Source organism: Hymenobacter sp. 5516J-16, from assembly GCF_022919335.1.
In the GTDB taxonomy this organism is placed as follows: Bacteria; Bacteroidota; Bacteroidia; order Cytophagales; family Hymenobacteraceae; genus Hymenobacter; species Hymenobacter sublimis.
Genome location: NZ_CP095058.1, coordinates 947,711 through 968,880 on the forward strand (window position 1 = coordinate 947,711; position 21,170 = coordinate 968,880).

Annotated in this window: 25 protein-coding genes and 1 pseudogene; 20 read left to right on the top strand and 6 right to left on the bottom strand. The window is 60.6% G+C overall.

Annotated features, from left to right (window positions below):
* The first annotated feature begins 5 nt into the window (after positions 1-5).
* Positions 6-1,208 (top strand): Gfo/Idh/MocA family protein, encoded by a 1,203-nt coding sequence (locus tag MUN84_RS04640; RefSeq protein WP_244696854.1) that lies wholly within the window; start codon positions 6-8, stop codon positions 1,206-1,208.
* A gap of 409 nt (positions 1,209-1,617) precedes the next feature.
* On the opposite strand, the gene MUN84_RS04645 is transcribed toward MUN84_RS04640, so the two are convergent.
* Positions 1,618-1,920: a hypothetical protein gene (locus MUN84_RS04645; protein WP_244696855.1), complete on the bottom strand. Its 303-nt coding sequence runs from the start codon at positions 1,918-1,920 to the stop codon at positions 1,618-1,620.
* 118 nt (positions 1,921-2,038) lie between these two features.
* A complete protein-coding gene (locus tag MUN84_RS04650; RefSeq protein ID WP_244696856.1) occupies positions 2,039-2,584 on the bottom strand; it encodes a DUF4136 domain-containing protein in 546 nt (181 codons plus the stop codon).
* Between the two features lie 203 nt (positions 2,585-2,787).
* On the opposite strand from MUN84_RS04650, the gene MUN84_RS04655 reads away from it, so the two are divergent.
* The 6 genes from MUN84_RS04655 (at position 2,788) to MUN84_RS04680 (ending at position 7,728) form a co-directional block, all read left to right on the top strand.
* Positions 2,788-3,279: a GNAT family N-acetyltransferase gene (locus MUN84_RS04655; RefSeq protein WP_317239111.1), complete on the top strand. Its 492-nt coding sequence runs from the start codon at positions 2,788-2,790 to the stop codon at positions 3,277-3,279.
* Positions 3,280-3,492: 213 nt separating this feature from the next.
* The gene (locus tag MUN84_RS04660; protein WP_244696857.1) at positions 3,493-4,797 is read left to right on the top strand and encodes a PAS domain-containing protein; all 1,305 of its coding nucleotides are present in this window, start codon (positions 3,493-3,495) and stop codon (positions 4,795-4,797) included.
* Between the two features lie 30 nt (positions 4,798-4,827).
* Entirely contained in the window at positions 4,828-5,178 is a 351-nt protein-coding gene (locus MUN84_RS04665) for a hypothetical protein (protein WP_244696858.1), read from the top strand.
* An 88-nt stretch (positions 5,179-5,266) separates the two neighbouring features.
* A complete protein-coding gene (locus MUN84_RS04670) occupies positions 5,267-5,809 on the top strand; it encodes a hypothetical protein (RefSeq protein WP_244696859.1) in 543 nt (180 codons plus the stop codon).
* A 29-nt stretch (positions 5,810-5,838) separates the two neighbouring features.
* A complete protein-coding gene (locus MUN84_RS04675; protein ID WP_244696860.1) occupies positions 5,839-6,921 on the top strand; it encodes a M28 family peptidase in 1,083 nt (360 codons plus the stop codon).
* 204 nt (positions 6,922-7,125) lie between these two features.
* Positions 7,126-7,728, top strand: a complete 603-nt coding sequence (locus MUN84_RS04680; protein WP_244696861.1) for a hypothetical protein — start codon at positions 7,126-7,128, stop codon at positions 7,726-7,728.
* A 57-nt stretch (positions 7,729-7,785) separates the two neighbouring features.
* Here MUN84_RS04680 and MUN84_RS04685 read toward each other — a convergent pair whose 3' ends face one another.
* The 3 genes from MUN84_RS04685 to MUN84_RS04690 all read right to left on the bottom strand — a co-directional run bounded on the left by MUN84_RS04685 (position 7,786) and on the right by MUN84_RS04690 (position 9,659).
* Positions 7,786-9,153, bottom strand: a complete 1,368-nt coding sequence (locus tag MUN84_RS04685) for a glycosyltransferase family 39 protein (RefSeq protein WP_244696862.1) — start codon at positions 9,151-9,153, stop codon at positions 7,786-7,788.
* A 50-nt stretch (positions 9,154-9,203) separates the two neighbouring features.
* A complete protein-coding gene (locus tag MUN84_RS22820; RefSeq protein ID WP_262920643.1) occupies positions 9,204-9,338 on the bottom strand; it encodes a hypothetical protein in 135 nt (44 codons plus the stop codon).
* Positions 9,339-9,413: 75 nt separating this feature from the next.
* Positions 9,414-9,659 (bottom strand): hypothetical protein, encoded by a 246-nt coding sequence (locus MUN84_RS04690; RefSeq protein WP_244696863.1) that lies wholly within the window; start codon positions 9,657-9,659, stop codon positions 9,414-9,416.
* Positions 9,660-10,010: 351 nt separating this feature from the next.
* Here MUN84_RS04690 and MUN84_RS04695 point away from each other — a divergent pair, with 351 nt between their 5' ends.
* The 3 genes from MUN84_RS04695 to MUN84_RS22830 are packed head-to-tail and all read left to right on the top strand — an operon-like array spanning position 10,011 to position 11,355.
* On the top strand, positions 10,011-10,226 hold the full coding sequence (locus tag MUN84_RS04695; RefSeq protein ID WP_244696864.1) for a hypothetical protein: 216 nt from the start codon (positions 10,011-10,013) through the stop codon (positions 10,224-10,226).
* Entirely contained in the window at positions 10,202-10,735 is a 534-nt protein-coding gene (locus MUN84_RS22825) for a hypothetical protein (RefSeq protein WP_262920644.1), read from the top strand. Before MUN84_RS04695 ends, MUN84_RS22825 begins: the two co-directional genes overlap by 25 nt.
* A 44-nt stretch (positions 10,736-10,779) precedes the next feature.
* Positions 10,780-11,355, top strand: coding sequence for a hypothetical protein (locus MUN84_RS22830; protein WP_262920645.1), 576 nt, complete (start codon positions 10,780-10,782; stop codon positions 11,353-11,355).
* Positions 11,356-11,473: 118 nt separating this feature from the next.
* Here the strand turns inward: MUN84_RS22830 and MUN84_RS04705 are convergent, their stop codons facing one another.
* A complete protein-coding gene (locus tag MUN84_RS04705) occupies positions 11,474-11,875 on the bottom strand; it encodes a DUF6960 family protein (RefSeq protein WP_244696865.1) in 402 nt (133 codons plus the stop codon).
* Between the two features lie 278 nt (positions 11,876-12,153).
* Here MUN84_RS04705 and MUN84_RS04710 point away from each other — a divergent pair, with 278 nt between their 5' ends.
* The 10 genes and pseudogenes from MUN84_RS04710 (at position 12,154) to MUN84_RS04755 (ending at position 21,080) form a co-directional block, all read left to right on the top strand.
* Entirely contained in the window at positions 12,154-12,843 is a 690-nt protein-coding gene (locus MUN84_RS04710; protein ID WP_244696866.1) for a DUF421 domain-containing protein, read from the top strand.
* Between the two features lie 93 nt (positions 12,844-12,936).
* Entirely contained in the window at positions 12,937-13,635 is a 699-nt protein-coding gene (locus MUN84_RS04715; protein WP_244696867.1) for a DUF421 domain-containing protein, read from the top strand.
* A gap of 290 nt (positions 13,636-13,925) precedes the next feature.
* Positions 13,926-14,135 carry a hypothetical protein gene (locus tag MUN84_RS04720; RefSeq protein ID WP_244698665.1) on the top strand — a complete coding sequence of 70 codons (210 nt, stop codon included), beginning with the start codon at positions 13,926-13,928 and terminating at the stop codon, positions 14,133-14,135.
* 239 nt (positions 14,136-14,374) lie between these two features.
* The gene (locus MUN84_RS04725; protein ID WP_244698666.1) at positions 14,375-15,697 is read left to right on the top strand and encodes an alpha-amylase family glycosyl hydrolase; all 1,323 of its coding nucleotides are present in this window, start codon (positions 14,375-14,377) and stop codon (positions 15,695-15,697) included.
* Between the two features lie 152 nt (positions 15,698-15,849).
* A pseudogene (locus MUN84_RS23545) lies at positions 15,850-17,686 on the top strand (glycosyltransferase).
* Between the two features lie 193 nt (positions 17,687-17,879).
* The gene (locus tag MUN84_RS04735) at positions 17,880-18,083 is read left to right on the top strand and encodes a hypothetical protein (RefSeq protein ID WP_244696868.1); all 204 of its coding nucleotides are present in this window, start codon (positions 17,880-17,882) and stop codon (positions 18,081-18,083) included.
* 35 nt (positions 18,084-18,118) lie between these two features.
* On the top strand, positions 18,119-18,685 hold the full coding sequence (locus tag MUN84_RS04740) for a DUF4198 domain-containing protein (RefSeq protein WP_262920646.1): 567 nt from the start codon (positions 18,119-18,121) through the stop codon (positions 18,683-18,685).
* Between the two features lie 101 nt (positions 18,686-18,786).
* Complete coding sequence (locus tag MUN84_RS04745) at positions 18,787-19,161, top strand: STAS domain-containing protein (RefSeq protein ID WP_044002696.1); 375 nt, start codon at positions 18,787-18,789, stop codon at positions 19,159-19,161.
* 167 nt (positions 19,162-19,328) lie between these two features.
* On the top strand, positions 19,329-20,246 hold the full coding sequence (locus MUN84_RS04750; protein WP_244696870.1) for a ribonuclease Z: 918 nt from the start codon (positions 19,329-19,331) through the stop codon (positions 20,244-20,246).
* Between the two features lie 84 nt (positions 20,247-20,330).
* A complete protein-coding gene (locus MUN84_RS04755; RefSeq protein ID WP_244696871.1) occupies positions 20,331-21,080 on the top strand; it encodes a queuosine precursor transporter in 750 nt (249 codons plus the stop codon).
* Positions 21,081-21,170 lie beyond the last annotated feature (90 nt).

Genomic DNA, 21,170 nt, shown 5'->3' on the forward strand with positions numbered 1-21,170 from the left:
ACGTTATGTCCAGCTTTGATCCGGCTAACTCCTCCGCGGCTTCTCGCCGGGAATTTATGCGCACTCTTGCCTTGGGGGCGGGAGCTTCTTTGGTGGGTGCCTCGGCTATGGGAGGACCTTTGTCGTGGTTGGAAGAAGCTAGCGCTGAGCCGACTACCCTATTTGGGCAAAGTGCCAAGCCGCTGGGCGTGGCCCTGGTGGGCTTGGGCAAGTACAGCACCGGCCAGCTGGCCCCGGCTCTGCAGCAAACCAAGCTGTGTAAGCTGGCCGGCATCGTGACGGGGACGCCGGCCAAGGCAACTCAATGGCGGCAACAGTACCAGTTGCCGGAAAAGAACATTTATTCCTACCAGACCTTCGACCGGATTGTCGACAACCCCGACATCGACATCGTGTACATCGTGTTGCCGGTGGGCCTGCACGCCGAGTACGTAGAGCGGGCCGCCCGGGCGGGCAAGCACGTTATCTGCGAAAAGCCCATGGCCCCCACCGCCGAGGAATGCCGGCGCATGATTGCTGCCATGCAGAAAGCAGGCAAGAAATTCAGCATCGGTTATCGCCTGCACTTTGAGCCCCACCACCAGGAAATGATGCGCCTGGGCCAGCAGCAGGTGCTGGGCCCCATCAAGAGCCTGGTAGCCGACAATGGCTTCCGGTTTAACAACGACACGCCCTGGCGCGTGGACAAGGAGCTGGCCGGCGGCGGGCCGCTCATGGACATGGGCATTTACTGCGTGCAGGGCGTGGTATATACCAAAGGCCAGCTGCCGGTATCCGTCACGGCTTCGTTTGCCCCAAAAACCGACCCCGTGCTATTTAAGGAGGTGGAAGCGGGCGTAAACTGGCAGATGCAATTTGCCGATGGAGCCGTGGCCGAGTGCCGCACCAGCTACGCCGAAAACCTCAATAGCCGCCTGCGCGCCAACACGGCCCAGGGCTTCATGGAGCTGCAACCAGCCTTTGGCTACGGCGGCATTCAGGGCCGAACCAGCAAAGGCGCCATGAACCTGTCCAACGTGCCCCAGCAGGCCCGCCAAATGGACGATTTCGCCGCGTGTATTCTGCAGAACAAACCCACCCGCGTACCCGGCGAAATGGGCCTGCGCGACGTGCAGCTACTCGAGGCCATTTACCGCGCCGCCGAAACGGGCCGCAAAGTATCAACTAAGGAGGTTGTAGCCGTGCTGGACAAGGTAGGCAGCCGGTAAGCCGCCGGCCGCTTCCTGGGAACAGGGCTCAAACTGGCTGGCTGAGTTATATCCTAATAAGCTGAGGTGAATGAAGTCCGGTTTACGGCTCGCGTAAGACTCGTACACCTAGTGCATGTGAACAGCCAGATTTTGTGAATTGTGTTAGCTCGTCATGCAGCGCGCAGCAAAGCATCTCGCGTGCTGACGACTGCAACGACGCCATGCGAGATGCTACGCTACGCTCTGCATGACAGCCTTCGACTTCACTGGTAACAGTTCTCGATAACACATCCGTCAAAGCCAACACGTATCCTGCTGAGCAAAGCGAGGAATCTGGGTTACTCACTAGGAGACTAACTCAGATTCCTCGCTTTGCTCGGTAGGGCACAATAGAATTCACTACGCTGGCGTAGGTGCCAGGGCGGTTTTAGTCGGCGTTGCCAGTGGCACCGTCGTCGGTGAAGTCGCCGGCGTTGTTGGGGTTATGCTCGGTGTAGCTAGCTACCTCGTTGGTCAGGGCCACATCAACGTCGGCGGCGGCACCTGCTGCTTTTGGGGCGGCTTGCTCGTCAGCGGAGGCGGAATCCGCCGAGGCATCGGCATCCGACGACTCGCCCGTAGACTGGCTAGCAAACGGCCAGCTCCCCTGCGTGTAGCTAATGTAAACACCGGCGGCCAGGGCGGCCAGCGAAGCCCCGATCAGGGCCGTGAGGTTGGACTTTTTCGACATAGGTAGGAAAGTAAGAAAGCCACGCAGTCGGTTGCAGGCGACTACCGCGGCAGGTTAGATGAATAGGCATACGAGCGGCCTAGCCATTTAGTGACTCAGCCGTGGGTTTTCTGCTGGTTTAGCGGGGCTGCACGGGGTATTTTTCGAACATGGTAGCAATGCCCTCGTCGATGCGAGCGGCCAGCCGGGCGGGGTCCTTGGTGAGGGTGCTGGCGGCTACCCCCTGCCAGATCTGCAGGTTACGGGCCGCATCCACGATATCAACCGTGGCCGTGCCCTCCCGGTACGTCCCGACGGGTACTTGCTGCTTTTCCCAGCGGTAGCGACGCTGCCCAATGTAGCGCGGACCATCAAACTGAATGTTGGTTTCCCGAGTTTGGACTTTCTCCTCGGTCACTATCCCAATGTTTACCCACAGGTCTGGGGTGTCGGCACGCTGGTAGCCGCGGCTTTCCAGCTCCCGCGCCACCGCCTGTTTCAACTCCTCAATCCCGACGCCCCCGCCGGCAAAGGCGGCTTCGTTGCGGGCCGTCACGTCGAGAAAGTTGTAGGTTTTATAGGCTGAGAAATCGACGCCCGGCGTCTGGGTCGTGGACTCAATCCGGACGGGCGAGCAGGCCCCGGCCGTGGTCAGAAGTAGCGCGGCCACAAGTAGGTTTTTCATAGACTAGCAGAGAGTAGTGCGGAACAGAAAAGTAAGCACAGGCCCAGGCTTACAGGAGAAGCGCCCACACGCAACAGACAGCACCTGTCGCCTGGCCCTACCCCCGCCCGGGTGGCCAACTTCTTTTACGAGGATATACGGCCCAGGCCGCCCAAGCGCTGAAATAAGCAGGTAGGTGGCCGCCAGCAACGGTTTATCCCCGCTTGCCCCGCATCTTTGCAGCTTCATCTTTTCATCCGCGCCGCATGACCCTGACCTGGACCACCAAACCCTTCCCTGACCTGACCCTCGCGGAGCTGTACGCCCTGCTGCAGCTGCGCTCCGAGGTGTTCGTGGTCGAGCAGACCTGCGCCTTCCAGGACCTCGACGGCCAGGACCAAGCCGCTACCCACTTGCTGGGCCACACGGAAACGGGCGAGCTGGCTGCGTATTCCCGCTTGTTTGGGGCCGGTATCAGCTACCCCGAGGCCAGCATTGGGCGGGTGGTGGTAAGCCCCCAGTTTCGGCGCTACGGCCTGGGCCGGGAGCTGCTGCGCGAGTCCATTGCGGCGGTAGCGGCGCTGTTCGGCGAGCAGCCCATTCAAATCGGTGCTCAGCTCTACCTCAAGGACTTCTACGAAAGCTTTGGGTTTCAGCAGGTAGGTGAGGGCTACCTCGAAGATGGCATTCCGCATATTCACATGGTGCGAAGCTAGGCGGCACTTTCCCGGCGTTCTTCTTTGTTCCCATCACCTCGTCGGCCCCAGCCGTTACGGCTGGAGGTAGCGAAATACGTTTTCCAGCCAGAACATTCCTCTACTGATCGGGTTTGCTAAACCAGTGTTTTTTGCCCGGCTATCAGCTGGACCCGTTGCTACGGCTCAGTTTGCTTAGCTGGCTTGCGCTTCCCTTTCCCTGCTCTATCTGCCATGCCTACCTCTTCTTTTCCCGTCGACTATCAAAAACTGTTTCACGCCCTGCCCGATAACTTCCTGCTGATTGCGCCGGATGCCGCGGCTACCATTGTTGATAACACCAACAGCCACGTGGGCGTGTCCATGAAAAGCCGGGAAGAAGCCGTGGGCAAACCGTTCTTCGAAGCCTACCCCGCCTCCGACGAGGCCTCGGCCGCTACCATTCGGGAGTCGCACGAGCAGGTGCGGCGCACCCACCAGCCCCACACCATGCCCCTAATTCGCTACGACCTGGAGCGGCCTTTGGAGCAAGGCGGGGGCCTGGAGGAACGCTACTGGGAGGCCACCCACTACCCCATTTTAACCGAGCAGGGCACCCTGGAATTCATTTTGCAGCGCACCCAAGACGTAACTGAGCGCTACCGTGCCGAACTGCGCAGCCAGCAGGTACAGCGCGAGCTGGCCGAGCAGCAGGAGCGCACCCGGTTTATTCTGGAATCGTTGCCCGTGATGGTGTGGACCAACCTGCCCACCGGCGAAACGGACTACTTCAACCCGCGCTGGCTGGAGTTTACGGGTCGCTCGCGGGAGGAAAGCCTGGGCTTGGGCTGGCTCGAAGACATCCACCCCGACGACGTTGCGGCCACGCAGCGGCTCTGGAACCAAGCCCGCGACAACAACAGCGAACTGCAGATGGAGTACCGCCTGCGCCGTCACGACGGGCACTACCGCTGGGTGCTGGTGCGGGCCTTACCCCGTCGCAACGCTACCGGCGAGGTGACCATGTGGGTAGGCTGCGGCACCGATATTCACGACCAGAAGCTGATGGTGCAGGAGCTGCTGGAGCAAAACGAGCAGCAGGCCCTGCTCTCCGATCAGTCGTACCAGGCGTTTCAGCAGGTGCAGCAGCAGCGCGAGACGTTCTACAACCTGTTCATGCAAACGCCGGCGCTCATCTGCATTTTGCGGGGGCCAGAGCACCGCTTCGAGTTTGTAAACCCGCCCTATCAGCGACTATTCCCGCACCGGGAGCTGGTGGGCCGCACCGTGGCTGAGGCCCTGCCGGAGGTGGTTGAGCAGGGCTTTATCGGGCTGCTGGATGGGGTGTTCACCACGGGCAAGACCTTCATCGGCAACGAGGTACAGATTGCCCTCGACCGGGACGGCTCGGGCCAGCTGCAGCGCAGCTACCTGAACTTCACTTACCAGCTATTTGAAGAGCAGGGCCAGAAGGCGGGCATCACGGTATTTGCCTACGACGTGACGGATTTAGTAGAGGCCCGTCAGGCCCTTGAAAACAGCGGACCTGATGCTCGCTAATTCTGTAGTTACTTTTTTATCCCCCTCCTCATGGATTTAACCCACCTCGATTTTCAACAGGCCCGCATCAAGCAGGTGCTGTTTAAGTCGCGGCTGCGCTCAATCCTCTACGGAGTGCGGGAGCCCGACGCCACCCTGTTCTCTATGCGGCAGAATCCGCTGGGCGAGTGGCTGTACTCGGTGGTGAAGCCCCGCTACGGGGCCGCCCTACCCGTGCAGCGCCTGGAGCAGGAGTTGCAGCGCATGATTGATACGGGCCGCGGCCTAGTGCAGCAGTACCAAGGCGGCCAGCTGGAAGAATCTCGCTCTGGCCTGGAGCGCCTAGATGCCCACGCCGCCCGTATTGAGGCCTACCTCAAGGAGTTAGAGCAACTGGCCTAACCCGAACGGCGCGCTACGTGAGTGGCCTCGCCAGTGCCCGGCCCTTCGGCAGGTAGCTACTGGCGGGGCTATTGCGTATGTTGGCCCGATGAAACTCTCCCTGCTCCTCTTCTCGGCGGGCGCCTTCCTGACCAGCGCCGCGCCCTTGCCACCAGCACCGCCCGTTCCGAAACCCGTAGTCAAAGCCCTAAGCCGCGTCCGGCCCGATGACGTAAAGGCCCACATTCAGTACCTGGCCGACGACAAACTCCGGGGCCGAAAGCCCGGCACGCCCGGCTACCAAATGGCCGTCGACTACGTGACCAGCCAGCTGAAAAGCTTCGGAGTGCAGCCAGCCGGCGAGGATGGCGGGTTCACGCAGCGCGTGCGCCTGCGCCGGGCCACCGCCCAGCCTACCCCCACCATCCGCTACCAACCCGTAGCGGGCAGCCTGCCCCTGCCCGCCGCTGAAATTCACCTGTACCCGCATCCGGAGCAGGCCAGCGCCCAGCTAGCCGCTACCGGGTTGGCCTTTGCCGGCTACGGCATTTCGGCCCCCGACCAAGGCTACGATGACTATCAGGGCCTGGATGTAAAGGGTAAGGTAGTCGTGATTGTGCGCGGAGCCCCCGCCGCTTCCCTAGCACCGTAGCCGCCGCCAGCCAGGACCAAACCCTGCTGGTGCAAACTGCGGCCCAGCACGGCGCCGTGGGGGTATTGTTTGCCTCCCCGCGCCCGGCCCCGGCCTCGGCGGCCGCTAGCCGGCCGTTGTCGACCACCAGCGTGCTGGGAGCCGATGGTAAAGTGGCCGCGGCCAGGGGCTTTATCAGCGGCTCGGGCGTAAACATGACCGGTACGCTGTCGGCGGCGGGCTTGCAGGCGTTGCTGCTGAACGCGGCCACCGATACGGCCCGGGTGCTGAGCAGCCTGCGCCAGGGCCAGCCGGCGCCGGTGGCCCTGCGCGGCACGCTGGAAGCCAACTGGCAGTCAACTTACCAGGACTTCGACAGCTACAACGTGGTCGGAAAAATTACCGGTTCCGATGCTACCCTGCGCAACGAATACGTAGTACACTCCGCCCACCTCGACCACCTAGGCGTGGCGGCTCCCGTGCAAGGCGACTCCATTTATAACGGCGCCCACGACAACGCCTCGGGCGTGGCCTCGGTGCTAGAAATTGCCCGGCTCTATTCTCGCCTCAAGCAGAAGCCCAAGCGCAGCATCCTGCTGGTGCTGCAAACCGGTGAGGAGTTGGGCCTGCTTGGCTCGGCCTACTTTGCCGCCCGCCCAACCGTACCCAAAACGGCGCTGGTAGCCGATGTGAATACCGACATGCCCACCATCATTGCCCCGCTGCTGTCGGTGGTGCCGCTGGGCGCCCGGCATTCGTCCTTGGCCCAGCCAGTAGAGGAAGCAGCTCGCTACCTGGGCCTGACGGTGGAGGAAGACCCCGAGCCCGACCAGAACCGGTTTATCCGCTCCGACCAGTACAGCTTCGTGGCCCAGGGCATTCCGGCCCTGCACATTAAGTACGGCAACCGCACCCCCGACGGCAAGAACAACCTCAGCGAACAGGTGCAGAAGTGGCGCGCCCTCACCTACCACAAACCCCAGGACGACATCAACGGTACCTTTGATTTTGAGGCCGGCAAGAAGTACGTGCAGCTGAACTTCCTGATTGGCTACCTCGTGGCCCAGAATCCGCAGCGCCCCACCTGGAACCCCGGCGACTTTTTCGGGCAACGGTTCGCACAACAACGATAAGCACCGCCAGTAAACAGTGCAACAGCACTGAAAAAGGGTAAATCAGCTGGAGCTCGGGTTCTGCTGGTTTACCCTTTTTTAGTGCTGAAATTCTATATATTTCCGAATATTAATGTTTGAAGCCCGGCGAAGCCTGATTTGCCCGGTCTTTTAGCACTTTCACAGGACCTACCCCGCCCCTCTGCCTACCTCCCACCACTGCGTATGATTATCTACGGCTACCGAACTTCCCACCTGCGTACCGAACCCGTGGCCGGCTCCTGCCCTACCTGCGCTACCCCAGATAGCCTGCGCGTTAGCGTTATGGGGCGCTATGCCCACGTATATTGGGTGCCCCTGTTTCCGCTGGGCAAAACTGGAGGCTCCGAGTGCGGGCACTGCCGGCAGGTGCTGCGCCCCAAGGAAATGACGCCCGAGCTACGGCAGGAGTTTCAGGCAGTGAAGCAACGGGCCAGCGTGCCGCTGTGGCATTTTGTGGGGGTAGCGCTGGCTGCCGTTGGGGTAGTGTGGGGCGTAATAAGCAACAGCCTCAGCCAGGAAGCCAACCAGACCTTCATTACCGCGCCCCACAAAGGCGACCTGTACTACATCCGCACTGAGAACGGGCACTACTCTTTGCTGAAAGTGCAGGAAGTGGCCGGCAACAGCGTAAAGCTGCTGGCAAACACTTATGAAATTGACACCGAAACCGGGGCTCAGGAGCTGAACAAGCCGGAAAATTTCGCCCCGGAGCCCGTGGAGCTTACCCGCTACGACCTGAACATTATGCTCAACCAGGACGAAATAGTGGAAATTGAGCGCCACTAACATCCGTGGCCGGCGCGGCTAGCTTGCCCCGTTACCTACCTAGGCGGGCTCCGGCACTCACCGGAGCCCGTGGTTTTTCGGGAGCCTTGCCCTAGAACCGCCCCAGGTAGCCAGCGCCTGCTGATGCTCCCGGCTGATTTGCCGAACAATAACACTATCAGGGCCGGAACCGACTAGGATGGCCGTGCCTTGCTCCCGGGCGTAGGGGTTGCGCACTGCCCCGGCCCGGCGGAGTTGCCGAAAATGCGTGCCGAGCGCAGGGTCGGGCTCGTCGTCTATTACCAAGATGTGCTCCCAGTGGCGGGCTGCCGGCCCAGGAAACCAGAACAGGTAGCTGCCATTGAAACTATGCGCCGCGGGTAGCGGCCGGTGGCGGTTCACGTAATTGATGGCCCCGGCTTGCCCATAGTTGGCCGTGAGAATGAGCGTGCGGGCCCGCGTGGCGGCGGGCAAGGCCTGGTAAGCCTGCCAGGTTTTGTCGGCCAGTTCCTGCCAGCCAAGCATGTCGGCAAAATCCTGTGGCAAGGGGTGGTCTTGCCCGTCTTCCCAGCGCAGGGCACCCGTGCGGCGGTAATGCTGGCCCACCGCCACCATGCGGGCCGGCGAGTTGAGCGTGAACAGGATGGGTAGGAAGGGAAGGCTCAGCAGCAGTGGCAACACCAGCAGGGCTGGGCGCAGCACATTGGCTGCCCGGAGGGGCCAGCGGCTAAGCTGCTGCTGCCACCACACGGCCCCGGCCGCAAACAGAATGGGGTAGTAGCCCAGGGCGTAGTAGCTTTTGCCGTGCAGCAACGTGAGCAGCAGCAGGCCCCCGCAGTAGATCAGCCCCACTACCCGGTAGGGTTGCAGCGGCCGACTCAGCAGCAGCCCCAGCAGGCCTGGCACCCATACCCACAAAGCCGGCAGACACATCACGGCCTGATCGAGCCAGAACGCCGCTCCCGAAACATACACCAGTTGGGTGTCGTGCAATTCCCGCATGTGCTGCAGAAAGGGGATGCCATGCCGCAGCTGCCACAGCAGGTTTGGCAGCCACAGCCCCAGGGCCAGGGCGGCGCTCAGCCAGAACGCCCGGGTAGCCAGCACCCGCCGCAGGGGCGTGGCTAACAAGGCTCCCAGCACGGCCGTAATAAAGAACAAGGCCGAATACTTATTAAGCAACGCCAATCCCAGCCCTACCCCTATGCCGTAGAGGTACTGCGGCCGGGGCCGCTGCACGTAGCAGATCAGCAGGTAGCAAGCTAGGGTGAAGGCAAAGACCTCGAAGGAATTAGGCTGAAACAGAAAGTTGAGGCGGGCAAACCCACTGACGATATAACACAGCCCCGCCAGCACCACAGCCCACGCGCCGCCACCGAGCCGCTGAGTAGCCCGCGCTACCACGTACACCGTAAGGCTACCCCACAGAATGGGCCAGAACTTCACCCAAAACCAACTGCCGCCCAAAGCCAGCGTAATCCAACTTTGCAGGGCCGTTAGCGGGGCACCTCCAAGTAGCCCCAGGCCAGGTGCCGCCCGTAGTTGAGGTAGAGGTACTCGTCGCGGTGCAGCTCGTAGGCGCGGCTGGCTAGCCCGTAGCCAGTAGCGGCCTTCAGGAGCGCAAGTAGCACAGGAAGCAGCCGGAGGAATTTCACGGCTCAATATAGAGAACCTACTATAAACACCACCGCTCCTTTGCCCCTGTTCTACAACTCCTTGGGGAGCCGGATGGCGTGGAGATATTCGTTCAGGCCGGCCGGGTGCTGAAACAAATGAATAAAGAGAATACGCTCCTCGTCCCACTCACACCACTCCTCGGCGTAGAAGTCGGCGGCGGCAAACAGGCGCAGGCGGAAGCTGTCCTGGCGCCGCTCGGCCAGCAGCTGACCGTGGCGGCGCAGGTGCTCGGCCTGGCGGAACATATGTAGTTGTTTGAACTCGGCAAATTTCATGAGCAGCTCCAGAACCCAAAGATACCACCTGCCAGTTCCGGGCGGCGACGTAGTGGGGTGAGGTAGCTCAAGGTTATCCGTCTAGCCTAGTGTGCTACCCCTCCTAAATAGAACAAACCCTTGACGTGTGACTATTGAGGAAGGGCTTGTCAGGGCAGTTAGCAGGTGTGTGGCATAAGAGAGAAAGGATGACTGTGCTTCGCTCGCCAGGACACGTCCCTGAGTGAGGACGGATAGCACCGCGCGGGCTTGATGTGCCACATGCCCGCCATGCTACCATTCCCTACCTCGCTCGCTCACCATTTCATCATCTCGCTCCTCCACTATCTTACCATTTCCCATCTTCGCGGCATGAAAACGATTCGCTTTCCGCATCCGCTGGTTTTGCTGGTGGGGTTTATTTTGCTGGCGTGCCTGCTGAGCTACCTGTTGCCCGCGGGCGTATTTGAGCGCCATACTGATACCGTGACGGGCCGGGAGGTAGTAGTAGCCGGCTCCTACCACCGGGTGGCCCCTACCCCGTCAGCCCCCTGCAGGCGCTGGTGGATATTCCGAAGGGCCTGGTAGATGCGGCTTCCGTGATATTTCTGGTGTTTCTGGCCGGCGGAGCCTTCACCGTCGTGGACCTGACGGGCGCCCTGCGTCGGGGCGTCGATTGGCTGCTGCTGAAGTTTCAGGGGCGCGAGGCCGTAGTAATTCCCATTATTTCGGTGCTGTTTGCCACCATGGGGGCCCTGGAAAACATGCAGGAAGAAATTGTGCCCCTAGTGCCCGTCCTGCTGATTTTGATGCGCCGCATTGGCTACCCCACCGTTACGGCCGCCGCCGTAAGTATAGGTTCGGCGGCGGTGGGCGCGGCCTTCAGCCCTTTGAACCCATTTCAGGTGGGCATTGCCCAGAAGTTGGCCCAACTGCCCCTGCTTTCCGGCGGCGGCTTCCGCCTGGCATTCCTGCTACTGGCCCTCACCATCTGGATAGCCGGCACCGTGCGCTACGCCCTGCGCCACCGCGTGCAACCGGAAACTGCCGATGCCACCACCCCGGCACGCTGGCCGCCGGGCGCAACCATGGCTTAGTATTACTACTGCTATTCAGCGGGTTTGCCTTCTTTGCCTACGGCGTGCTGCAGCTGGGCTGGGAGTTTGAGCAGATGGCCGCCTTGTTCTTCACGCTGGGGGTAGTGGCAGGCCTGGTAGGCGGGCTGGGCCTAACGGGCACGGCCGAAGGCTTCATTGCCGGCTTCCGCGACATTGCGTTTTCTGCCCTGCTCATTGGGTTTGCCCGGGCCATTTTTGTGGTGCTAGAGCAGGGCCAGATTGTGGATACCATTGTCAACGGCCTGTCGGCGCCGCTAGCGGGCTTACCGGCCTGGACGGCGGCCCTGGGCATGATGGGCGTGCACACGGCCCTGCACCTGCCCGTGCCCAGCGTTAGTGGCCAGGCCGTGCTCACCATGCCCCTGCTTGTGCCCCTCTCCGACCTCATCGGCCTCTCGCGCCAGGTAACGGTGCTGGCCTACCAGTACGGCGCCGGCCTCTGCGAGCTGATAACGCCCACCAACGGTGCCCTCATGGCCATTGTGGCGGCCTGCGGCGTGCGGTTTGACGAGTGGTGGCGCTTTGCCTTCCCACTGTACCTGGCGCTGGTAGTGCTAGCCGCCGTGGCCATTATCGCCGGTATTGTGGTGGGTCTGTAACAACACTTCGGCTCTAGAAAAGCCGCCGTCACACAGTAAAAGTCCGTCATCCTGAGCTATGTGGCGCGTCAAGCTACATGGCTCAGGATGACAGCGCAGAAAACTCACTATTTCACCATCAGGCCAAGCGCAATTCTTCGGCTTCGAAGATGCGCTTGAGTTTGCGCTTCTTTTCTACTAGCTGAAACCGGAAGGTATCGGTGGCTTCATTGTAAAACACGTCGGAAATAAGGCCCTGGTGGGGCGGCCGGCCCGGTTCGGGCTGCACTTCGCCTACCACGTCGCCGAAGCTGAAGGGTGGCTTACCGTACAGTTCCCGGAATAGGTCGCGGCTGACTTTAAACTGCTGCTCATCGTAGCGCAGCAAAATCCAGTCTTCGGTTTCATCAATCTTTTCGAAGACTTTGCCCAGGGGCTCCAGCCACTCAAACGAGCGGCGGTTGGCCGGATGCAGGTAGCTCAGGCCGAACTCGGGAGTCCAGGAGTACAGGCCGTAAATAACAGGTTTAGGACGAGGCACGGATAAAAAAGCAGAGTACGGAATGAAGGTAGCGGGAGGCGCCAGCTGCGAAAAAGCAGCTGCCACCCCTCAGGCAAGTGCTGGGCAAAAGACCTGTATTGGGCCACATGCCGGAGGGCCAGCACCATCCGGAAGGCCGCATTTATACGGAGGCAATTTCCAGCTTTTCGGTATAACTACCAGCCTGGCCTCTTCGTTCAGCCCTGAGGAGAAGGGGTAGCGGCTGGGGCGGCTTGGCCGTTCGGCTCCCGAACAACGACGAAACGTTTCGGCTCCTTATGAAGAAAGAAGACATCCACCTCAGCGACTGGAACCGCATTCTGTTCGGCGATGCACCCGTGGCCTTTACCCTGGAAGTGGTGGTGCGCACCGTGCTCATCTACTTCATTTTCCTGCTGATTATGCGCCTGATGGGCAAGCGCATGAATGCCCAACTAACCATAACTGAGCTGGCCGTAATGGTTACGCTCGGCGCCATTGTGGCCGTACCCATGCAGATTCCGAACCGGGGCCTGCTCCCGGCTGTGGCCTTGCTGCTGCTGGTACTATTTCTGCAGCGCGGCCTCAACTGGTTGGCCGTTAAACGGCGAAAAGTAGAGGTAGTACTGCAGGGCGACGTAACCATTCTGGCTAAAAACGGGGTGCTCCAAATTGATAAGCTCCAGCAGGAACGGGTTTCGCACGAGCAGCTTTTTGCCCAGCTGCGGGCCGAAAAAGTCACCCATCTGGGGCAGGTAAAGCGGGTATATATGGAGGCCGACGGCTCTTTCAGCGTTTTTAAGCTCACCCCGCCCGTGCCCGGCCTTACGGTGCTACCCGAGCAAGACGACCGGCTTCGCCGCACCCAGCCCCCGGCGCCTGACCAAAAAACCTGCAACTACTGCGGCTACTTGGCTACCCCCACCGACCACGCCGGTAACCGCTGCCCCAACTGCGGACAGCAGCAGTGGGTAGCGGCCGTGCAGTAAGCTCCGGCTTAGCCCGCCTCCCTCCCGCTCACGAGTTGCCGGCCCCGGCCAGCTGCCGGTGAGCTCCTCCTGTTCACGCCTTTATGTTGCCTTATGAAACCCGAGGATTTTCATTTATTTGACCCGCTACGGTTCTTTCTAGGCGATGTGCCGTGGAGTTTTCTGCTGGAAACCCTCTTGCGCGGGGCCTTTCTCTACGGCTTGCTGCTGCTGGCTATGCGCCTCATGGGCAAGCGCATGGGCGCTCAGCTCAGTCGCAACGAAATGGCCGCCCTGGTTTCCCTCGCCGCCGCCATTGGGGTGCCCATTCAAGCCCCCGACCGGGGGCTGGTGCCACCCCTGTGCATCACCCTGCTTATTGTGCTGGGCCAGCGCTACATTGCCGCCCAAACGCTACGCAGCAAAAAGTTCGAGGAGGTGTCGCAGGACGATATTGCCATTATGGTGGAAGATGGCTGCCTGAACCTGGACAAGATGCGAGAGGTAGTACTACCCCAGGAGCGGCTATTTGCCCAGCTTCGCTCTTCCAGCATCGATCAGCTTGGTGAGGTGAAACGGCTCTACATGGAAGCCAACGGCGACTTCACCTTGCTGCGCCAGGAACCGCCCCAGCCCGGTCTTACCCTAATTCCGGATTGGGATGAGGAGTACATTCAGCAGCAAAAGAAAGCGCCCGGCACCTTCGCCTGCCTGCGTTGCGGCCACCTGGAGCGCAACCAGTCCGCGGAGCCAAACCACGCCTGCCCGCGCTGCCAGCAAAACCGCTGGACTACCGCCGTCACCTCAGCCTAACCTTACCTTAGTTAAGCCGCAGTGAGCGGTAGCGCAGCACACCGGGTCGGGTACCCTGCATCGGCTCGGGTTTTCGCGTGTTCCGCGTGGTAGTGCGCGGTAGGGTAGGCCCAGAGCCTATTTCTCGCTAAGAACAGCTTCGTTGCCTTCAGTTTCAGTGGCTTAGCTGCCGTGCTACAACCTAAGAGGTATGCAAGCAGTATGAGCGGTTGTCGAGCTTCCTCGCTCCTTTCCATCGACAACCCATGCCTAAAACTGACCTTCTCCCCGTCGCCGTGCTGCCAGCCGGCATGGGCGCTCTTCCGCACGAACACGGCACCACCTTCCGCGTGTGGGCCCCGGCGGCTACGGCCGTAGCCCTGGTGGGCCCCTTCAATCAGTGGGATGCCACTACCCACCCGCTCAACCCGAAGCCGAGGGTTACTGGGCCGCCGACTTTGCGGACCTTGCCCCGGGCACCGAATACAAATTTCACCTTACCACGCCCACCGGCGCGCTAGTTCGCAACGACCCCTACGCCCGCGAAGTCACCCATTCGGCCGGTAACTCCGTGGTGCCAGACCCCGATTTCGACTGGGAAAACGACCAGTTTCAGATGCCCGCCTGGAATGAGTTGGTGGTTTATGAGCTGCACATCGGGACCTTTCACGCTCCTGACCCCACCCGGCCCGGCACTTTCCTGGACGCCATTGACAAGCTGGACCACTTGCAGGAACTGGGCATAAATGCCGTGGAGGTAATGCCGGCCACCGAGTTTCCGGGCAGCTTGTCCTGGGGCTACAACCCGGCCCACCCCTTCGCCATTGAAACCGACTACGGCGGGGCCGTGGCCTTCAAGGAGTTTATCAAGCAGGCCCACCGCCGCGGCATTGCCGTTATTTTGGACGTGGTGTACAATCACTTTGGCCCCGGCGACTTAGACTTGTGGCAGTTTGACGGCTGGAGCGAAAACGACGGTGGCGGCATCTACTTCTATAATGACTGGCGCGCCGAAACGCCCTGGGGCCACAACCGCCCCGACTACGGCCGCGACGCCGTGCGCCGCTACATCCGCGACAACGCCCTGATGTGGCTGGAAGAGTACCGCGTGGACGGGCTGCGCTGCGACGCCATTGCCCACATCCGCAACGTGGATGGCACCACCGACGCCTCCCGCGACTTGCCCGAAGGGTGGAGTTTGATGCGTTGGATCAATGAGGAAATTCGGGCCGTGATGCCCTGGAAGATTACCATTGCCGAGGACTTGCTGGGCAACGAGTACATCACCCGGGCGCCGGAGGAGGATGGGCAAGGCTTTTCGGCCCAGTGGGACGCGGGCTTCGTCTACCCCATTCGCGACGCGCTAACTACTCCGCACGATGCCGACCGCAACATGCACGCCGTGGCCGAAGCCGTGAGTAACGTCTATAATGGCGACGCTTTCCAGCGGGTCGTTTATACTGAGTCGCACGATGAGGTAGCCAATGGCAAGGCGCGCGTGACGGAGGAAATCATGCCGGGCAACGCCGCGTCCTGGTTTCCGAAGAAGCGCTCTACCCTGGGCGCGGCGCTGGTATTCACGGTTCCGGGAATTCCCATGATTTTTCAGGGCCAGAACATGCTGGCCGACGGCTCTTTCTCCGATGATCAGCCCCTGGACTGGAGCCGGGCCGAAACGCACGCCGGCTTGGTGCGCCTCTACCAGGACCTGATTCGGCTGCGGCGCAACCTGACTGGCACCACCCGGGGCCTGCTGGGCCAGCGCGTGGATATATCTCACCTCAATAATGAGGATAAGATTCTGGCTTACATCCGCCGCGACCAGGGCGGCCCCGGCGACACCACCGTGGTGCTCTGCAACTTCGCCGACCGTTCTCACCCCGCTTACACCATTGGCTTACCGCGCGCGGGCCGGTGGCGCGTGCGCTTCAACTCCGACTGGCAAGGCTACGACCAGGAGTTCGGCAACTTTGAGAGTGTGGATACCGAGGCCGAATACGGGGTATATGACGACCAGCCCTTCCACGGTACGTTCGGGCTGGCGCCGTACTCAGTGCTAATCCTTTCACAGGAGCCGGAGTAGGACCTACTGGCGGCACTCTTGCGTAGAAAGAGCGGTGATTTGCCGGCGGCGACAGTAAAAAACTGGCTGCGCCGGTAAATCACCGCTCTTTTTACGTGCGAAACCCTGCCAGAACCATATCTTGCCGCTACTCCCACCGAATCCTCTTTCCCATGCAAGTCCCCGCTCCCGCCCCCGATCCTATTGCCCCGGACGCCCTACTCGTGGAAGTAGCCTGGGAGGTTTGCAACCAGGTGGGGGGCATTTATACCGTTATCCGCAGCAAAGTACCCGCCACGGTGCAGGCCTGGGACGACCGGTACTGCCTGCTGGGGCCCTACTTTGCCAACCAGGCCCAAGGCGAGTTTGAGCCCTATGACGACCAGCAGATGGCTGCCCTCAACGACCCGTTTGCCGGGGCCGTGCGTGAAATGCGCAAGCGTGGCTATGATATCTGCCTGGGCATTTGGCTGGTTACGGGCCGGCCCCGCGTGGTGCTGATCAATCCTTTCCAGGCCTACCCCCGGCTGGGTCAGATTAAATCGGACCTCTGGCACCACCACACGATTCCAACGCCCGATACCGACGATTTGCTGCACCAAGTAGTAGCTTTCGGCGACCTAGCGAAAACCTTCCTGGAAATTCTGGCCGCCGAGGTAGTACCACCCCAACGGCTGGTGGCGCACTTTCACGAGTGGATGACGGGGGTGGCCATTCCGGCCCTGCGCCGCGACCAGGTGCCCCTGCACCTGGTGTTTACTACCCACGCCACCCTGTTAGGCCGCTACCTGGCCATGAACGACCCCAACTTCTACGACCACCTCATGCAGGTGGAGTGGCAGGCGGAGGCGCGCCACTTCAACATTGAGCCCGCCGTAACCATGGAGCGAGCCGCGGCCCACGGCGCCCACGTGTTTACTACGGTAAGCGAGCTGACGGTGCGGGAGTGCATCTACCTGCTCGACCGAATTCCGGACGCGGTGCTACCCAACGGGCTGAACATTGAGCGGTTTGTAGCCCTGCACGAGTTCCAGAACCTGCACCAGCAGTACAAGTCCAAGATTCACGAGTTCGTGATGGCGCACTTTTTCCAGAGCTACTCCTTTGATCTGGACAAGACCCTGTACCTGTTCACGAGTGGGCGCTACGAGTATCATAACAAAGGCTTTGACCTGACCCTGGAGGCCCTGGCCCGCCTCAACTACCGCCTCCAGCAGAGTGGGCTGGAAGGCCAGGTAGTTATGTTTTTTATCACCAAACGCCCCTTCCACAGCATCAACCCCAGGTGCTGCAGAGCCGGGCCATTCTGGATGAAGTACAGGAAACCTGCGAGGCCATTGAGCGCCAGGTGGGCGAGCGGCTGTTTTACGCCGCCGCGGCCGGCACCGACCACCGCCTGCCCGACCTCGACGCCCTGGTCGACGACTACTGGAAGCTGCGCTACCGGCGCACCCTGCAAAGCTGGAAAACCACCAGCCTGCCCCCGTCATCACCCACAACCTGGTCGATGATGCCACCGATGACATTCTCAATTTCGTGCGGCGCGCTAACCTGGTCAACAACCAGCACGACCGGGTAAAAATCGTGTACCACCCGGATTTTGTGTCGCCGACTTCGCCTTTGTTTGGCATGGAGTACGGGCAGTTTGTGCGGGGCTGCCACCTGGGCATTTTCCCCAGCTACTACGAGCCCTGGGGCTACACCCCGCTGGAGTGCGTGGCCCGCGGCGTACCCGCCATTACCAGTGACCTGTCCGGCTTCGGCGACTACGTGATGGAAACCGTGCCTGAGCACGAGGCCAAGGGTATTTACGTGGTCAAGCGCCAGGAAAAGAGCTTCGAGGAATCGGCCGAGGAGCTGACGGAAATGCTCTGGCAGTTTGTGCAGCTCAACCGCCGGGAACGAATCATGCAGCGCAACAACGTGGAAAGCTCCGCCGAGCTCTACGACTGGAAAAACCTGCGCGTGCACTATGACCGGGCCTACCAGCTGGCCCTGGAACGGCAGTAGCCGCTCCGCATTCCGCCCATTGCAGGCCGCCAGCTCACCTTGCCCTCGTTAGCTGGCGGCTTGTTCACTCACCTTGGCTGCAAGTGCGGGCCAGCCGTTAACTATTTACTACAGAATAAAACGCGCGTTTTTGCTTCCGCCCCACCTAACGCCTACCTCTGCCTTATATAGGAGTTGCCTGGCCGGGGTAGCAATGGGGCTGTTCGCCGCCACGGCCCTGGCCAACGAGTTCTGGCTGGAGCCAGCGCAGTTTTTTGTGCTACCCGGCGCCACGGTGCACGTGCGGCGCTTTACCGGCCCTGATTTTCGCGGGAAAGCCTGGGCCGGCCGCCGCAACCGGGTAATTCAGCTGCTCCACTACGCGCCCGGCGCTGATCCGGCCAATTTGCTCCCCTGACTACGGCCACTGACACGCTGGCAACCACCATTACCTTGCGGCTGCCCGGTACGCATATGGTGGCCTTGGTTACCAACAATGCATTTACTACGCTACCCGCCGAGCAGTTCACCGCGTACCTGCAAGCCGAGGGCCTTGACTACGTGCTGGCCCAACGCCAGCAGCGGGGCCAAACCGGGCAGCCGGGCCGCGAGGCCTACCGGCGGTGCGCTAAAACCCTGATTCAGGTGGGGCCCGCCGCTGCCGCCGATACGGCCCGCACGTGGGCGCGCGTGGTGGGCCAGCCCTTGGAGCTGATACCCGAGCAAAACCCGCCTACCCTAGCCAGCGGCGCCGGACTTACTGTGCGCGTGCTGATGGAAGGCCGGCCGGTAGCAGGCCAGCCGGTGCGGCTGTGGTACCGGAGCCCCACCTCGCAGCCGGTGCTACTTCATACGCTCCGCAGTAACCAAAACGGCCGGGTGCTGTTTCGTATATCCGGGCCGGGTGAGTACCTTGCCGGCGCCGTGCGCATGGTGGCCGCCCCGGCCGCGCAATCCGCTGACTGGCAGAGTACCTGGAGTACCCTGACGTTTGGCGTGAGCAAACAAAAGAGGCCGTAGTGCAGCTCTACCGCACTTTTTAAGTCCTTTGTCGTCTGCTCACGCCCGAATAGTTTTTTTGTTACCTTCGCAACTCCCATAACCACCGAACTACCTGCGGTATGAAGTACTCAATAGATAAAAAAGAGACCTACACGATTATCACGATTGACGAGAAGAAGCTCGACACGACGGTCGCGCCCGATCTGAAATCGGAATTCGTGAAGCTGAATGCCGAGGGCATCAACAACCTGATTTTGGACCTAAGCAACGTTAAATACACGGATTCTTCCGGGCTTAGCTCCATTCTGATTGCCAACCGCCTCTGCAACTCTACCGGTGGTTTGCTGGTGCTTACGGGGCTGCAGGACCACGTGATGAAGCTCATCACCATTTCCAAGCTGGAGTCGGTGCTGCATATTTTGCCCACGGTGGAAGAAGGTATCGACCGGATTTTCCTGCACGCTATTGAGCGGGATCTGACTAGCAAAGAATAGTTTTTTGAAGGCTGTTAGCTGTTGACTGTTGGCTGTTAGTTTTACACTGACGGCTACTGGTCAACAGCTTTTTCTTTTTCGGCCTTTTGCCCCGCGCAATCTGGCCCTCGGTTGTTTCTTTCACTGCAATAGCTAGCGGCCAACAGCTAGTAGCTAATCGCTAAGTTTTGGAGTTCGAGCTGAAAATTCTGGGTAGTGCCTCGGCTACGCCGTTCCTGGACCGCCACCACACGGCGCAGGTCCTGACCGTGGGAAATGCTCAGTATCTCATTGACTGCGGCGAAGGTACCCAGCGTCGCCTGATGGAGCATAAAATCCGGCACCAGCGCATCCACACCATCTTCATCAGCCACCTCCACGGCGACCATTTCTTCGGGCTTTTCGGACTGCTGGGTACCATGCACCTGAACGGGCGCACAGAGCCGCTGCGCTTGTTCGGTCCGCCCGGCCTGGATGAGGTGCTGACCAGCCAGTTTCGGCATTCCTACACCCACCTGAGCTTCGAGCTGGAATTCACTCCGGTTGATACCACCCAGCACCAACTCATCTTCGAGGATAAGAACGTGACGGTACACACGTTACCCATGCGCCACCGCATTCCGTGCTGTGGCTACTTGTTCCGAGAAAAGCCCAAGCGCCGCCGACTGCTGCCCGAACTGCTGCCGCCCGGTCTTACCCACGCTCAGCTCCACGCCCTGACCCTGGGCGAGGACGTGCACAATGAGCAGGGCCAGCTGCTGGTGCCTAATGCGCACGTAACTATGGCGCCCAAGCGGGCCCGCAGCTACGCCTTCTGCTCCGATACGCTGTACACGGAAAGCCTGGCCGACCTCGTGCGCGACGTGGACCTGCTGTATCACGAGGCTACCTTCCTGGATGATTTGCGCGACCGGGCCTTAGTAACCCACCATTCCACGGCCCGTCAGGCCGGTTTGCTGGCCCGCCGCGCCGAGGTGCACCGCCTGCTCATTGGTCACTTTTCCAGCCGCTACCGCGACTTGGAACCCCTGCTGGCTGAAGCCAAAACCATGTTTGAGTGGACGGAGCTAGCTGTGGAAGGCCTATCGGTAAGCATAACCGAGTAGGCGGGCGGCTGGGTAGGCTTCCTTTGTTTTCCTGACCGGCAGCGGGCCGATTTAAGCGGCTCCCATCTTCTCTCCCCTCGTTTTATGGCCTCTTCTTTTACGCACAAAAAGCAGCAGCTTTACCTAGTGCTCAGCGGCATTTTCATTGTGAATGCGCTGCTGGCCGAAATCATTGGGGTAAAGATTTTCTCCGTGGATGCGCTGCTGGGCCTGCCCGGCAACCTGACGGCCGGCGTTATCATTTGGCCCGTGGTGTTCATTACCACCGACATCATCAATGAGTATTTTGGGCGCGAAGGAGTACTGCGCGTGAGTTTTCTGACGGTGGGCCTGATTCTGTACGCCTTCCTCGTGATTCTGGCTACTACCAAGCTGCCCCCGGCCCAGTTCTGGCTCGACGTCAATAGCCAAGATGCCCAGGGCCGGCCCTTCAACATTGAATTTGCCTACCAGAGCATTTTCCGTCAGGGGTTGGGCATCATTATCGGCTCAATTACGGCCTTTATTATCGGGCAGGTGCTGGATGCCTCGGTGTTCCAGTGGTTTCGGCGGGTAGCGGGCGGGCGCTACGTGTGGCTGCGTGCCACGGGCTCCACGCTCATTTCCCAGCTCGTCGATTCCTTTGTGGTACTGTTCGTGGCCTTCTATGTATTCGGCAACTGGACTTTTGACCAAGTGCTGAGCGTGGCCAACACCAACTACTGGTATAAATTTGCCGCCGCCATCCTGCTCACGCCCCTGCTTTACCTGGCCCACTACCTCATTGATCGGTATGTAGGCCGGGACGAAACCCAGGAATTGCAGCAGCAGGCCGCGGCCGATGTGAGCGTGTAAATTAAGGTTCATGAAAATAGCCCTCTGCGCCATCTTAGTGAGCATAAGCTCCCTTACCAAGACTTATGCGCAACGTTTCCAACCCGGTGC